This is a genomic window from Pseudomonas sp. LA5 (genome assembly GCF_028640825.1).
GTDB classification, from domain to species: domain Bacteria; phylum Pseudomonadota; class Gammaproteobacteria; order Pseudomonadales; family Pseudomonadaceae; genus Chryseomonas; species Chryseomonas aestiva.
Map to the genome: position 1 here is coordinate 49122 of NZ_JAQYZY010000034.1, position 14943 is coordinate 64064.

Consider the following 14943-nt stretch of genomic DNA (forward strand, 5'->3'; position numbering starts at 1 on the left):
GCCGGGCGGCGCTAGCCAGCCCGGCGCAGCAACAGCACCCCGGCCACGGCGCAGAGCAGCGCCGGTGCCAGCACGGCCAGCAGCGGCGAGAAGCCGAACACCAGGCTGGAGGGCCCGAGCAGATCCTGGAAGATCCGCAGGGCGAAGCCGATGATCACCCCGGTGAAGATCCGCTGGCCCAGGGTCACCGAACGCAGCGGACCGAAGATGAAGGAGATCGCCATCAGCACCAGGGCGGCGGTCACCAGCGGCTGGAAGATCTTCGACCAGAACGCCAGCCAGTAGCTCTTGTTGCTCAGCCCCTGGTCGGCCAGGTAGTGGATGTACCACCACAGCCCGGAAATCGACAGCGCATCCGGCTCCATGATCACGGTGTCGAGCACCTGCGGCGTCAGCTCGACGTTCCAGATCACCTTGGGCTCCTGGCGGATGCTGGTCTGGCGATTGCCGAAGTCGGTGATGCTGACGTTTTCCAGCTCCCAGTGATCGCCGCGATAGATGCCGCGCTGGGCGAAGCTGGATTGCAGCAGGTGGCGATTGTCGTCGAATTCGTAGCGCGTCACGCCCAGCAGCAGGCCGTTGGGCTGCACCGCGTTGACGTGGGTGTACTCGTGACCCTGCCGATGCCAGAGGCCATGGCGCGAGCTCTGCGCCTTGCCGGCGCTCTGCGCCAGGGCGCGGCCGCTCTGCGCCAGGTTTTCCGACCAGGGCGCCACGTATTCGCCGACCAGGATGCCGGCGATGAGCAGCAGGAACATCGGCTTCATCACCGCCCAGACGATGCGCCCCAGGGAAACACCGGCGGCGCGCATCACGATCAGCTCGCTGCTGCTGGCCAGGGTGCCCAGGCCGATCAGGCAGCCGATGAGCGCGGCCATGGGCAGCATCTCGTAGGCGCGCCGCGGCGAGGTCAGGAGGACGAACTTGAGCGCCTCGGCGACGCCGTAGTTGTCATCGAAGTCGCCGAGCTGGTCGATGAAGGCGAACAGCAGGGCCAGACCGACGATCACGCCCAGCACCGCGAGGATGCTGACGAAGACGGTGCGCCCTATGTACCAGTCGAGCTTGTTCATGCCGCTACCTCCGGCTTGTGACCGCGCAGACGCGCCTTGAGCGGTTCCCAGAAGGCCAGCAGCAGGCCGAGCACCAGGAACAGCAGGTGCACGCCCCACAGGCCGATGGCCGGCGGCAGGCGGCCCTTGTCCAGGGCGCCACGGGCGGCGATCAGCAGCGACAGGTAGGCCATGTACAGCAGGATCGCCGGCAGCAGCTTGAGGAAGCGGCCCTGGCGCGGATTGACCTTGGCCAGGGGCACGGCGATGAGGGTCACGATGAACACCAGGATCGGCAGCGACAGCCGCCATTGCAGTTCGCCGCGATACTGCAGCTCGTTGCTGCGCATGAGTTCGCCAGTGGTGACGGCGTCACGCTCGCTGATGTCCTCGCTGACCGCGGGCTTGGGCAGGAGCACGCCATAGGTGTCGTACTGCACCGCGCGGTAGTCGGCCTGGCCGGGGACGCCGTCGTAGCGGAAGCCGTTCTGCAGGATCAGGTAGCGACTGCCGTCCGGGTGAATTTCCTGCCGGCCGGTGTCGGCCACCAGCACGCCCACGCCGCGGTCCTTGCCGCCAGCGGCGGAGGTGTTGCGCTCGGAAATGAAGACGCCGCCCAGCTGACTGCGATCCGCCGAGAGGCGCTCGGTGTAGGTGACCCGCGAGTTGTCCCGCAGCGACTGGAAGCGGCCGGGTTCGAGGGTGTCGAACTCGGTCATGGCGTCCTGCTGGTTGAGGATGGTGGTGACCTTCTGCACGCCCAGGGGCGCCAGCGACAGACTCAGCCAGGCAACCACCAGGGCCACCAGCGCGGCGGGCGCCATGCTGTAGGCCAGCAGGCGGCGCGGACTCAGGCCAGTGGCGGTGAGCACGGTCATCTCGCTGTCCAGGTACAGTCGGCCATAGGCCAGCAGGAAGCCGAGAAAGAGCCCCAGCGGCAGGATCAGCTGCAGGAAGCCCGGAATGCGGTAGGCCATGATGAGCAGTAGCACACCCGGATCCAGCAGGCCCTGGGCCGCCTGGGCCAGGTACTTGATGAAGCGGCCGCTCATGATGATCACCAGCAGCACGGCACTGACCGCACCGAGGGTGGTGAGAACTTCTCGAGACAGATAGCGGAAGACGATCAAACAGGATTCTCCAGGGTTGTCAGGCTCTGGCGCGAACGCTCACACTAGCTCGGCTGCATGGCTTGCGTTGCAAGGCCCACCCGTTGAAGGCCGATCGCCGGGAAAGGCCCTGGCGAAAGCCCCGCATTATATCCTGCGAACTCATGTGTTTGTCTTGGGGAGCTTCTCCTAATGGAATTCGTCGTCAAAAACGCTCGTCCGGAAACCCTGAAAACCGCCACGCTGGTCGTGGCCGTCGGTGAAGGCGGTGCGCTCGACGCAGCGGCCAGCGCCGTGGACGCTGCCACTTCCGGCGCCCTGAGCGCGGCCGTCAAGCGCGGCGACATCGCCGGCAAGGCCGGCCAGACCCTGCTGCTGACCAACCTGCCCGGCCTCAAGGCCGAGCGCGTGCTGCTGGTGGGTAGCGGCGCCAGCGAAGGGCTGTCCGACCGCCAGTACCGCAAGCTGGCCAGCGGCGCCCTGGGCGTGCTCAAGAGCCTGGGCGGCAGCGACGCCGCCATCGCCCTCGGCGATGTGCCGGTCAAGAATCGTGACGGCTATGCCCGCCTGCGCCTGCTGGCCGAGACCCTGGCCGACGGCGACTACGTCTTCGATCGCTTCAAGAGCAAGAAGGCCGAGCCGCGGCCGCTGAAGAAGCTGACCCTGGTCACCACCAAGGCCTCCCAGCCGGAAGCCGAACGCGCCCTGGCCCATGCCCTGGCGATCACCCACGGCACCGCCTACGCCAAGGACTTCGGCAACCTGCCGCCGAACGTCTGCAATCCGGTCTATGTGGCCGATCAGGCCAAGGTCCTGGGCAAGCAGTTCAAGGACGCCGGGCTCTCCGTCGAGGTGCTCGACGAGAAGAAGATGCGCGAACTGGGCATGGGCTCCTTCCTCGCCGTGGCCCAGGGCAGCGCCCAGCCGCCGCGCCTGGTGGTGCTGCAGTACAAGGGCGGCGCCAAGAATGCCCAGCCCTACACCCTGGTCGGCAAGGGCATCACCTTCGACACCGGCGGCATCAGCATCAAGCCCAGCGCCGGCATGGACGAGATGAAGTACGACATGTGCGGCGCCGCCAGCGTCCTGGGCACCTTCCGCGCCCTCATGGAGCTCAAGCCGGCGATCAACGTGGTGGGCCTCCTGGCCCTGGCCGAGAACATGCCCAGCGGCACCGCTACCCGTCCGGGTGACATCGTCACCAGCATGAGCGGCCAGACCATCGAGATCCTCAACACCGACGCCGAAGGCCGCCTGGTGCTGTGCGATACCCTCACCTACGCCGAGCGCTTCCAGCCCAAGGCGGTGATCGACATCGCCACCCTCACCGGCGCCTGCATCACCGCGCTGGGTTCGCTGGTCTCGGGCCTGATGGGCAACGACGACGCCCTGATCGACCAGGTCAAGCAGGCCGGCGATCGCGCCGACGACCGCGTCTGGCAACTGCCGCTGCACGACGAGTACCAGGAGCAGCTGGACAGTCCCTTCGCCGACATGGCCAACATCGGCGGCCCCAAGGCCGGTACCATCACCGCCGGCTGCTTCCTGGCGCGCTATGCCAAGGCCTATCCCTGGGTGCACCTGGACGTGGCCGGTACCGCCTGGATCAGCGGCGGCAAGGACAAGGCCGCCACCGGTCGTCCGGTCCCGCTGCTGGTGCAGTACCTGCTCGACCGCACCGCCGAGGCCTAAGCCTCTGCCCAAGGCCGCGACGCCCTACGTCGCGGCCTTGCCGTTTCCCTCCCCTTCTTCGTGATCCGCCATGACCCGTGTCGACTTCTATGTTCTGCCTTCCACCGATCCCGCGGCGCGGCTGGCCTTCGCCTGTCGGCTGGTGGACAAGGCCTGGAAGCAGGGCATGCCGGTCTATGTGCACTTCGCCGACGCCGAGCAGCGCCAGCGCCTGGATGACCAGCTGTGGGCCTTCCGCCCGGACAGCTTCATTCCCCATGATCTTGCGGAAACATCCAGCGACAGCCCGGTGGTGCTCGGCCTGACCACGCCCGCCGAGCAGAGGGGTGAGCTGCTGATCAACCTCAGTCTGGCGCCGCCGCCCTGCCATGCGGGTTTCGCTCGGATCGCCGAAGTGGTCGTCGAAGCCCCCGAAGTCCGCCAGGCGATGCGCGAAGGTTTTCGCTTCTACCGCAAGCTTGGCTATGCTCTACAGGACCATCAGCTGTCACGTGTCTGATTTCATGACCAGCACCAAGCCTCCCGCGCACGTCCTGCAAGACCTCGAAGCCATCCGCCAGGTGCTCGACAAGAGCCGTAACACGGTCCATCCGAGCAGCGCCGATGGCATTCCCATCCTCTCCGATGTCATCGCGCCCAGCGCCGAGCGGCTCAAGGCCATTCCGCCGCTGCTCGACCAGATCGTGCCGGACGTGATCGAAGAGGTGACGCCCAGCGCGCCCCATGAAGACCTGGCCCAGGTGCGCCTGCGCCAGGAAGCACCGGCCATTCTTCAGGAACTGCTCGACGAGCAGTTGCCACGCCTGGAGGCCGAATTGCAGCGCCGTCTCCAGCAGCGGCTGGAAGAACTGCTGCAGCGTCCCTGAGCGCGGGGCGCCAAGGCGCCCTGCCGTCGGCGTGCCGGAGTCGCTATACTCGGAGGCTTTCCTCTTCCAGCGACAAAAGCCCCCTCCATGGACAAGACCTACCAGCCGCACGCCATCGAAACCTCCTGGTACCAGACCTGGGAACGCCAGGGCCATTTCGCGCCCCAGGGGTCGGGCGAGCCCTACACCATCATGATCCCGCCGCCGAACGTGACCGGCAGCCTGCACATGGGCCATGGCTTCAACAACGCCATCATGGACGCCCTGATCCGCTTCCGCCGCATGCAGGGTCGCAACACCCTCTGGCAGCCGGGCACGGACCACGCCGGCATCGCCACCCAGATGCTGGTGGAACGCCGCATTGGCGCTGAGGGCCTGTCGCGCCATGACCTGGGCCGGGAGAAATTCCTGGAGAAGGTCTGGGAATGGAAGAACGAATCCGGGGGCAACATCAGCCGGCAGATCCGCCGCCTGGGCTCCTCGGTGGACTGGTCGCGCGAGCGCTTCACCATGGATGAGGGCCTCTCCGAGGCGGTCAAGGAAGCCTTCGTGCGCCTGCACGAGGACGGCCTGATCTATCGCGGCAAGCGCCTGGTCAACTGGGACACCAAGCTGCACACCGCCATTTCCGACCTGGAAGTGGAAAGCCATGACGAGAAGGGTCACCTCTGGCACCTGCGCTATCCGCTGGCCGATGGCGCCCGCACCGCCGAGGGCATGGACCATCTGGTGGTCGCCACCACCCGCCCCGAGACCCTGCTGGGCGACGCCGCCGTGGCCGTGCACCCGGAAGATCCGCGCTACAAGGACCTGATCGGCCACTACGTCGAGCTGCCCCTGGTGGGCCGGCGCATCCCCATCGTCGGTGACGACTACTGCGACCCCGAATTCGGCACCGGCTGCGTCAAGATCACCCCGGCCCACGACTTCAACGACTATGAAGTCGGCAAGCGACACAACCTGCCGCTGATCAACATCTTCGATGCCGATGCGGCCGTCCTCCCCGGCGCCCAGGTGTTCAACCTGGACGGCAGCGTCAACGGCATGTTCGACGCCACCCTCCCCACCGCCTACGCCGGGCTGGACCGCTTCGAGGCGCGCAAGCGCATCGTCGCCGACCTGGAGGCCGCCGGCCGCCTGGAAAAGATCGACGACCACGCCCTCAAGGTGCCCAAGGGCGACCGCTCCGGCACCGTGATCGAGCCCTGGCTGACCGACCAGTGGTACGTCTCCACCAAGCCCCTGGCCGAGAAGGCCATCGCCGTGGTCGAGAGCGGCGAGGTGCAATTCGTGCCCAAGCAGTACGAGAACATGTACTTCAGCTGGATGCGTGACATCCAGGACTGGTGCATCAGCCGCCAGCTCTGGTGGGGCCACCGCATTCCCGCCTGGTACGACCAGGCCGGCAACGTCTACGTCGGTCGCGACGAGGCCGAGGTACGCGCCAAGCACAACCTGGGTGACATCGCCCTGCGTCAGGACGACGACGTGCTGGACACCTGGTTCAGCTCCGGCCTGTGGACCTTCTCCACCCTGGGCTGGCCCGAGCAGACCGAGGCGCTGAAGACCTTCCACCCCACTGACGTGCTGGTGACCGGCTTCGACATCATCTTCTTCTGGGTCGCCCGGATGATCATGCTGTCCACCCACCTGACCGGGCAGATCCCGTTCAAGACCGTCTACGTCCATGGCCTGGTGCGCGATGGCCAGGGCCAGAAGATGTCCAAGTCCAAGGGCAACGTGCTCGACCCGCTGGACATCGTCGACGGCATCGACCTGGACACCCTGCTGGAGAAGCGCACCAGCGGCCTGATGCAGCCCAAGCTGGCCGAGAAGATCGCCAAGCAGACCCGCGCCGAATTCCCGGACGGCATCGCCAGCTACGGCACCGATGCCCTGAGATTCACCTTCTGCTCCCTGGCCACCACCGGCCGCGACGTCAAGTTCGACATGGGTCGCGTCGAGGGCTACCGCAACTTCTGCAACAAGCTGTGGAACGCGGCGAACTTCGTCATGGAGAACGTCGAGGGCCAGGACACCGGCGTCAACGACGAACCGGTCGAGCTGTCCTCGGTGGATCGCTGGATCATCTCCCAGCTGCAACGCACCGAGGCCGAGGTGACCCGTCAGCTCGACGCCTTCCGTTTCGACCTGGCCACCCAGGCGCTCTACGAATTCGTCTGGGACGAGTACTGCGCCTGGTACCTGGAACTGGTCAAGCCGGTGCTGTGGGACGAGAATGCCTCCATCGAGCGTCAGCGCGGCACCCGTCGCACCCTGGCGCGGGTACTGGAAGTGGTGCTGCGCCTGGCGCATCCCTTCATGCCCTTCATCACCGAGGAAATCTGGCAGCGCCTCAAGGCGCCGGCCGGTGTCCAGGGCGAGACCCTGATGCTGCAACCCTGGCCGGTGGCCAACGAGGCGCGCATCGATGCCGCCGCCGAAGGCGACATCGAGTGGGTCAAGGCGCTGATGCTGGGCGTACGGCAGATCCGTGGCGAGATGAAGATCTCCATGGCCAAGCGCATCGACATCATCGTCGCCAATGCCAGTGCCGAGGACCAGCGCCGCCTGGCCGACTTCGAGCCGCTGCTGAACAAGCTGGCCAAGCTGGAATCGGTCCGCGTCCTGGCCGCCGGCGAGGAAGCACCGATGTCCGCCACCACCCTGGTAGGCGAGATGGAAGTGCTGGTGCCCATGGCCGGCCTGATCGACAAGGACGCGGAACTTACGCGCCTGGACAAGGAGATCGGCCGCCTGGAAGGCGAGGTCAAGCGCGTCGGCGGCAAGCTGGCCAATGAAGGCTTCGTCGCCAAGGCCCCGGCCGAGGTGCTGGAGAAGGAGCGCGCCAAACTGGCCGAGGCCGAACAGGCCCTGGCCAAGCTGGTGGACCAGCGGCAGCGCATCGCCACCCTCTGATGCCCCTGAAGCCCACCCTCGCGGTGGGCTTTTTCTTGACCGGAAGATTTTCATGGACGTGAGCAAGACCAAGACCAGCTTCTATCGCCGCCTCTATGTGGCCTGGCTGGTGGCCAGCGGCACCGCCACCAGCGTGCCGGCGTTGATGGCCGCTACCGGGATGCCAAGGCGCACGGCCCAGGACACCCTGCTGGCGCTGGCCGATCTGGATATCGACTGTCAGTTCGTGCAGGGCGAAGGCGCCCGCAACAACGCCGGCGGCTACGAGATCCGCGACTGGGGCGCGGTGGATCCGCGCTGGGTCGAGCGTGAATTGCCGCGGATCAAGATGGTGCTTGGTTATCCCTGAACCCTAGAAATCCAGCACCTGCACCACGTCATAGGCGGGCGTCTCATAGGGATGCGCCGCCTTGAGCGCCGCTACGGCCTGGCGGGCGATCTGTTCGTCGGCCAGCACCAGCTCCACACGCCATTCCTCCACCCGTTCGAGACTGCCCTGCTCGCCCAGGTGCGGCTGGCTGCCTGGCAGTGGACGGAACTGGCCGAGGCCCTGGACCTGCCAGCAGCAGCTGTCGTACAGGCCGATGCGGCCAGCGCCCACGGCGAAGATCGCCTGCTTGACGGCTTCCAGGTGGGAGTCGGGGACATAGAAGCAGAGTTTGAGCATGGTGACGCTCTCCGGCTGGGCGACCCTCACCCCAGCCCTCTCCCTGAGGGAGAGGGGGTAAGAGCGCAGCGGCGGATGCCGGGTGGCTCGCCGTCGGTTTGGAAGAGAGCCTATGAGCCAGGCTCACCCGACCGCAGGTCGAGCAAGCCTGGCCAGACGCCGAACCCTCAGTCGACCCAGACCCGCGCATTGCGGAACAGGCGCATCCAGCCGCCGTCCTCGCCCTGCCAGTCGGCGGGAATCCAGGAGTTCTGCACGGCACGGAAGCAGCGCTCGGGGTGCGGCATCATCAGCAGCACACGACCGTCCTGGCTGGACAGCCCGGTGATGCCCAGCGGCGAGCCGTTGGGGTTGGCCGGATAGGTCTCGGTGACCTTGCTGTGGCCATCGACATAGCGCAGCGCCACGGTGCCGGAGACGTCAGCGGCGACCAGCGCCTGCTGGTTCGGATACTCGGCGAAGCCTTCGCCATGGGCGATGGCGATGGGCAGCCGCGACCCGGCCATGCCGGCGAGGAACAGCGAAGGGGAATCCTGCACCTGGACCATGGCCACCCGCGCCTCGAACTGCTCGGAGCGGTTGCGCACGAAGCGCGGCCAGAATTCGCTGCCGGGCACCAGCTCGCGCAGGTTGGCGACCATCTGGCAGCCATTGCACACGCCCAGGGTGAAGGTGTCGGTGCGCTCGAAGAACTGCTGGAAGCCGTCACGGGCACGGGCATTGAACAGGATGGACTTGGCCCAGCCACCGCCGGCGCCGAGGACGTCGCCATAGGAGAAGCCGCCACAGGCGACCACGCCCTTGAAGTCCGCCAGGTCGATGCGACCGGCGAGGATGTCGCTCATGTGCACGTCGATGGCGGCGAAGCCGGCGCGATCGAAGGCCGCGCCCATCTCCACCTGACCGTTGACGCCCTGCTCGCGCAGGATGGCGACCTGCGGCCGTACGCCCTTCTTGATGTAGGGGGCGCAGATGTCTTCGTTGGGGTCGTAGGCCAGCTTGGCCGACAGCCCCGGATGATCCTCTTCCAGCAGGGCATCGAATTCCTGCTGGGCGCACTCGGCGTTGTCGCGCAGGCGCTGGATCTGGAAGCTGGTCTCGCTCCAGACGCGCTGCAGCATGCGCCGCTCGGCCTGGTAGAGGTGCTCGTCGTGGTAGTGGATGTTGATCTCGTAGCCGTTGACCGGGTTGCCGATCACCGCCACGCAGTCTTCCAGACCGGCCGCGCTGAACTGGGCCAGCACCTCGTGGGTGAAGTCCTGGGGCACCTGGATGACGGCGCCCAGCTCCTCGGCGAACAGCGCGCGGATCAGTTCGTCACGGTCGGCGGCCAGGGCGTCCAGGCGCAGGGCCAGGCCGCAGTGACCGGCGAAGGCCATTTCCACCACCGTGGTGATGAGGCCACCGTCGGAACGGTCGTGGTAGGCCAGCAGCAGGCCGTCCTGGTTGAGCCCCTGGATCACCGCGAAGAAGGCCTTGAGGTCTTCGGCCTGGTCGACGTCGGGGGCCTGCTGGCCGAGCTTGCCGTGGGTCTGGGCGAGGATGGAGCCGCCCAGGCGATTCTGGCCGCGACCCAGATCAATGAGGATCAGGTCGGTCTGGCCCTTGTCCAGGCGCAGCTGGGGGGTCAGGGTGCGGCGGATGTCCTGCACCGGGGCGAAACCGGTAATCACCAGCGACAGCGGCGCGGTGACGCTCTTGTCTTCGCCACCGTCCTGCCAGCGGGTCTTCATGGACATGGAGTCCTTGCCGACCGGGATGGTGATGCCCAGCTGCGGGCACAGCTCCATGCCCACCGCCTTGACGGTTTCATAGAGACGCGCGTCTTCGCCGGGGTGGCCAGCAGCGGCCATCCAGTTGGCGGACAGCTTGATGTCGCCGAGCTTCTCGATGCGCGCGGCGGCCAGGTTGGTGATGGTCTCGCCGATGGCCATGCGGCCGGAAGCAGGCGCGTCGAGCAGCGCCAGCGGGGTGCGCTCGCCCATGGCCATGGCTTCGCCGGTGTGGACGTCGAAACTGGTGGCGGTCACGGCGCAGTCGGCCACCGGCACCTGCCAGGGGCCGACCATCTGGTCGCGGGCGACCAGGCCGGTGATGGTGCGGTCGCCGATGGTGATCAGGAAGCTCTTGCTGGCCACGGCCGGGTGGCGCAGGACGCGCTCCACCGACTCGGTCAGGTCCAGGCCGGCGCCGTCGAAGGCGTCGCCCAGTTCAGCTTCCCGGGTGGCGCTGCGGTGCATGCGCGGCGGCTTGCCGAGCAGGACGTCCAGCGGCATGTCCACGGCGTTGTTGCCGAAGTGGCTGTCGGCCACGGTCAGCTGGCGCTCCTCGGTGGCTTCGCCGACCACGGCGAAGGGGCAACGCTCGCGTTCGCAGATGGCCTTGAAGGTCTCGAAGTTCTCGGCGTCCACGGAGAGCACGTAGCGCTCCTGGGACTCGTTGCACCAGATCTCCAGCGGACTCATGCCCGGCTCGTCATTGGGCACGTTGCGCAATTCGAAACGACCGCCGCGACCGGCATCGTTGACGAGCTCGGGGAAGGCGTTGGACAGGCCGCCCGCACCCACGTCGTGGATGAAGGTGATGGGATTGTTTTCACCCAACTGCCAGCAGCGGTCGATGACCTCCTGGCAGCGGCGCTCCATTTCCGGGTTCTCGCGCTGCACCGAGGCGAAATCCAGGTCGGCGGAGCTGGCGCCGGTGGACATGGACGAGGCCGCGCCGCCGCCCAGGCCGATCAGCATGGCCGGACCGCCCAGCACGATGAGCTTGCCGCCTACCGAGATGTCGCCCTTCTGCACGTGGTCGGCGCGGATGTTGCCCAGGCCGCCGGCGAGCATGATCGGCTTGTGATAGCCACGCACCTCGGGACCGCGGGGGGTCTCGACCTGCTGCTCGAAGGTGCGGAAGTAGCCGGCCAGGGCCGGACGACCGAATTCGTTGTTGAAGGCGGCGCCACCCAGCGGGCCCTCGATCATGATGTCCAACGGGGTGACGATGCGCTCGGGCTTGCCGTAGGGCTGCTCCCAGGGCTGCGCGAAACCGGGGATGTTCAGGTTGGAGACGGTGAAGCCGGTCAGACCCGCCTTGGGCTTGGAGCCGCGACCGGTGGCGCCTTCGTCGCGGATCTCGCCACCGGAGCCGGTGGAGGCGCCGGGGAAGGGGGCGATGGCGGTCGGGTGGTTGTGGGTCTCCACCTTCATCAGGATGTGCACGGGCTGGCTGTGCGCCCCGTATTCGCGGGACTCGGCGTCGGGGTAGAAGCGCCCGGCGGTGAAGCCTTCCATGACCGCGGCGTTGTCCTTGTAGGCAGACAGCACGCCGGTGCGATTCAGCTCAAAGGTGTTCTTGATCATGCCGAACAGCGACTTCTCCTGGCTCTCGCCGTCGAGGTCCCAGCTGGCATTGAAGATCTTGTGCCGGCAGTGCTCGGAGTTGGCCTGGGCGAACATCATGAGTTCGATGTCATGGGGATTGCGCCCCAGGGCGGTGAAGCTCTTGACCAGGTAGTCGATCTCGTCATCGGCCAGGGCCAGGCCCAGCTCGAGATTGGCCTGCTCCAGGGCAGCGTGACCACCGCCGAGCACGTCCACCGCGGTGAGCGGCCTGGGCGTGGCATGGCTGAAGATGTCGGCGGCGGCGTCCAGGGTCGGCAGCACGCGCTGGGTCATGCGGTCATGCAGGGCGGCGGCCAGCTGCGCGTGGGCAGCGGCGTCCAGTTCGCCGGCGACATAGTAGGCCACGCCGCGCTCCAGGCGCTCGATCTGCGCCAGGCCACAGTTGTGGGTGATGTCGGTGGCCTTGCTCGACCAGGGCGAGATGGTGCCCAGGCGGGGCACGATGAGGAACAGCGCGCCGCTGGGTTCTTGCTGGGGGACGCTGGGGCCGTATTGCAGCAGTCGGCCGAGGATGCCCTCTTCCTCCGCGCTCAGGGTGCCGGCGACTTCGGCGAAATGAACGAACTCGGCATAGAGCCCGGAGACACCGGGAACCAGGCGAGTCAGCTGGTCGAGAAGTTTGCCGTGACGGAACGAAGATAGAGCGGGAGCGCCGCGCAGGATCAGCATCGGGGACAGCCTCGGGGCCAAGTCACTTTGGGGCCGTGCATTCTAGCCTAAAGGCGCGCCGGGGACACCTTCCGGCGACGAGGGTTCATGCAGCCTTACCACCACTCTTGTATGTATAAAATGGGCGCTGTGCCACTTCTCGCGTATACTGCCCGCCGTTACGGCCTGCCGCGCCCCATGGACGCGGCTCCCCATTGGGCTCAGGATAGAGCCTTTGGCCGGACCGGTGGCGCGGAGCGTCCCGACCATAACGAGTGCCCGGAGGGGCCGACCGATGAGGCGCGTCAGCAAGGCGCCAGTGCCGTTTTGATGCCGTATGGCCGAGCTAGCCCATTTGAATAGAGCCTTCAAGCGATTCGCCTGGCTTACCCTGCCCTTCCTCGCCTTGCTCATGAGCTGCGGGGAGGCCGACGTGCCTGCGCCGCCCAAGCCGACCGCGCTGGAGCAGGTGCAGCAGGCGGGTGTGCTGCGCGTGGTGACGCGCAACAGTCCGGCGACCTACTTCCAGGACCGCAACGGCGAGACCGGTTTCGAATACGAACTGGTCAAGGGCTTCGCCGAATCCCTCAAGGTGCGCCTGGAAATCAGCACCGCCGACAACCTCGACGACCTCTTCAATCGCCTGACCGCGCCGGACGGCCCGGTGATCGCCGCGGCCGGCCTCACGCCCTCGGTCAATCGCCAGAATCTGAAATTTTCCCGCAGCTATCTGGACGTGGTGCCCCAGGTCATCTACCGCAACGGCACCGTCCGCCCCAGCACCCCCAAGGATCTGGTCGGCAAGCGCATCCTGGTGCTCAAGGGCAGCAGCCAGGCGCAGCAGCTCAGGGCGTTGCAGGCTCAGGTAGCGGGACTCACCTTCGACGAATCCGATCAGGTGGAGGTCAGCGACCTGTTGCGCATGGTCGACGAAGGCCAGATCGACCTGACCCTGGTGGATTCCAACGAACTGGCCATGAACCAGGTGTACTTTCCCAACGTGCGGGTGGCCTTCGACCTGGGCGACAACCAGGGCCAGGCCTGGGCACTGCAACCCGGGGAGGACAACAGCCTGCTCGATGCGGTCAACGCCTACCTGGACAAGGTCCGCCGCGACGGCACCCTGCAGCAGCTCAAGGAGCGCTACTACGGTCACGTTGACGTCCTTGGCTATGTGGGCGCCTACACCTTCGCCCAGCACCTGCAGGAACGCCTGCCCAAGTACGAGAAGCACTTCCGCAAGGTGGCGCAGAAGCATCAGCTGGACTGGCGCCTGCTCGCCGCCATGGGCTACCAGGAGTCGCTATGGACCCCGGACGCCACTTCCAAGACCGGGGTACGCGGCCTGATGATGCTGACCAACAACACGGCCCAGGCCATGGGCGTCGCCAACCGCCTGGATCCGGAGCAGAGCATCACCGGCGGCGCCAAGTACTTCGACCAGATCCGCGACGAGTTGCCCGACAGCATCCACGAACCGGATCGCACCTGGTTCGCCCTGGCCACCTACAACATCGGCATCGCCCATATCCTCGACGCCCGCCGGCTGGCCGAATCCCAGGGCCTGGACCCGGATCGCTGGCTGGACGTGAAGAAGATGCTGCCGCGCCTGGCGCAGAAGCAGTGGTACAGCAAGACCCGCTACGGCTACGCCCGCGGCGGCGAGACGGTGGAGTTCGTGCAGAACGTGCGCCGTTATTACGACATCCTCACCTGGACCACTCAGCCGCAGATGGAAGGTCAGCAACTGGCCAAGACCGGCCTGCACGTCCCCGCCATCGCCGACGACCGCCCCGCCCGGGAAACGCCCCAGGATATGTGAGGGCCGCCGCGCTCGAACCCTCGTAGCGTGGAAAACCGCGCCAGCGTTTTCCATCGGCAACCTCCGGCACCGTCCCGCGTGGACAAGGCTGCGCCGTTGTCCACCCTTGTATCTCGACGACAGCCTCCTCAGGGGGCATAGTCCCCGGCTGATCATCGGGGGAGGATGGCAGGCCGTGTCCACCCTTAAGCCTTTGAGCTTGCAACGTAGATAGGCTGCCTCCTCCACACCCATCCCCGAGTCCGAACGGTATCTAGAGCCTCCAGAGCTCGTATTGCACAAGGTTGGACGGGATGACGTGATCGTGTCGCATCTGAAGGAGGAGACATCATGGCCGTAATCGGTGTTGATATCGCCAAGCGCAGCTTCGATCTGGCGGTCCTGCAATCCAATGGCAAGCACCGGACCAAGGGCAGGCTGAGCAACGATCCGTCAGGCTTCGCGGTCTTTGCCGACTGGCTGCAACAGCATGCCGAGCCAGGCGCTTGGATCGTGATGGAGGCCACGGGCACCTATCACGAAGCGCTCGCCGAGCATTTCCATGCGCTGGGCTACCGAATCGCCGTGCTCAATCCGGCACAGATCGCTCGCTATGCGCAAAGCCAGTTGCAGCGCAGCAAGACGGACAAACTCGACGCCAAGCTGATCGCCACCTATGGCCAGCGGCATGAAGACAGCCTGCGGGCCTGGCACCCCGAGCCTGTGTCCATCCGCACGCTTCGCGCGCTGACCCGGCGCCTGGAGGATCTCCAATCGCTACGGCAGATGGA

The 14943-nt window shown here is 66.5% G+C and carries 11 protein-coding genes; 7 read left to right on the forward strand and 4 right to left on the reverse strand.

Annotation, left to right across the window (positions count from 1 at the left end; all coding sequences use genetic code 11):
- Positions 1-11 precede the first annotated feature (11 nt).
- Together lptG and lptF are read right to left on the reverse strand one after the other, a co-directional pair.
- A complete protein-coding gene (gene lptG / locus PVZ72_RS11625; RefSeq protein WP_273861993.1) occupies positions 12-1073 on the reverse strand; it encodes an LPS export ABC transporter permease LptG in 1062 nt (353 codons plus the stop codon).
- Positions 1070-2182: an LPS export ABC transporter permease LptF gene (gene lptF, locus PVZ72_RS11630; RefSeq protein ID WP_273861994.1), complete on the reverse strand. Its 1113-nt coding sequence runs from the start codon at positions 2180-2182 to the stop codon at positions 1070-1072. The genes lptG and lptF overlap by 4 nt, the downstream gene beginning before the upstream one ends.
- A gap of 171 nt (positions 2183-2353) precedes the next feature.
- Between lptF and PVZ72_RS11635 the strand changes: the two genes are divergently transcribed.
- The 5 genes from PVZ72_RS11635 to PVZ72_RS11655 all read left to right on the forward strand — a co-directional run bounded on the left by PVZ72_RS11635 (position 2354) and on the right by PVZ72_RS11655 (position 7987).
- Positions 2354-3853 (forward strand): leucyl aminopeptidase, encoded by a 1500-nt coding sequence (locus PVZ72_RS11635; protein WP_273861995.1) that lies wholly within the window; start codon positions 2354-2356, stop codon positions 3851-3853.
- A 70-nt stretch (positions 3854-3923) separates the two neighbouring features.
- Positions 3924-4352: a DNA polymerase III subunit chi gene (locus tag PVZ72_RS11640; RefSeq protein WP_273861996.1), complete on the forward strand. Its 429-nt coding sequence runs from the start codon at positions 3924-3926 to the stop codon at positions 4350-4352.
- 4 nt (positions 4353-4356) lie between these two features.
- Positions 4357-4719 (forward strand): hypothetical protein, encoded by a 363-nt coding sequence (locus PVZ72_RS11645; protein ID WP_187978568.1) that lies wholly within the window; start codon positions 4357-4359, stop codon positions 4717-4719.
- Positions 4720-4806: 87 nt separating this feature from the next.
- Entirely contained in the window at positions 4807-7638 is a 2832-nt protein-coding gene (locus PVZ72_RS11650; protein WP_273861997.1) for a valine--tRNA ligase, read from the forward strand.
- Positions 7639-7690: 52 nt separating this feature from the next.
- The gene (locus PVZ72_RS11655; RefSeq protein ID WP_263259677.1) at positions 7691-7987 is read left to right on the forward strand and encodes a winged helix-turn-helix domain-containing protein; all 297 of its coding nucleotides are present in this window, start codon (positions 7691-7693) and stop codon (positions 7985-7987) included.
- Between the two features lie 3 nt (positions 7988-7990).
- Here the strand turns inward: PVZ72_RS11655 and PVZ72_RS11660 are convergent, their stop codons facing one another.
- Together PVZ72_RS11660 and purL are read right to left on the reverse strand one after the other, a co-directional pair.
- Positions 7991-8305, reverse strand: coding sequence for an NGG1p interacting factor NIF3 (locus tag PVZ72_RS11660; protein ID WP_273861998.1), 315 nt, complete (start codon positions 8303-8305; stop codon positions 7991-7993).
- 167 nt (positions 8306-8472) lie between these two features.
- Positions 8473-12372: a phosphoribosylformylglycinamidine synthase gene (purL, locus tag PVZ72_RS11665; protein WP_273861999.1), complete on the reverse strand. Its 3900-nt coding sequence runs from the start codon at positions 12370-12372 to the stop codon at positions 8473-8475.
- Between the two features lie 316 nt (positions 12373-12688).
- On the opposite strand from purL, the gene mltF reads away from it, so the two are divergent.
- Complete coding sequence (gene mltF / locus PVZ72_RS11670; protein ID WP_133863121.1) at positions 12689-14173, forward strand: membrane-bound lytic murein transglycosylase MltF; 1485 nt, start codon at positions 12689-12691, stop codon at positions 14171-14173.
- 330 nt (positions 14174-14503) lie between these two features.
- Positions 14504-14943, forward strand: a 440-nt coding sequence (locus PVZ72_RS11675) for an IS110 family transposase (protein WP_273861253.1), incomplete at its 3' end; no start/stop codon positions are given.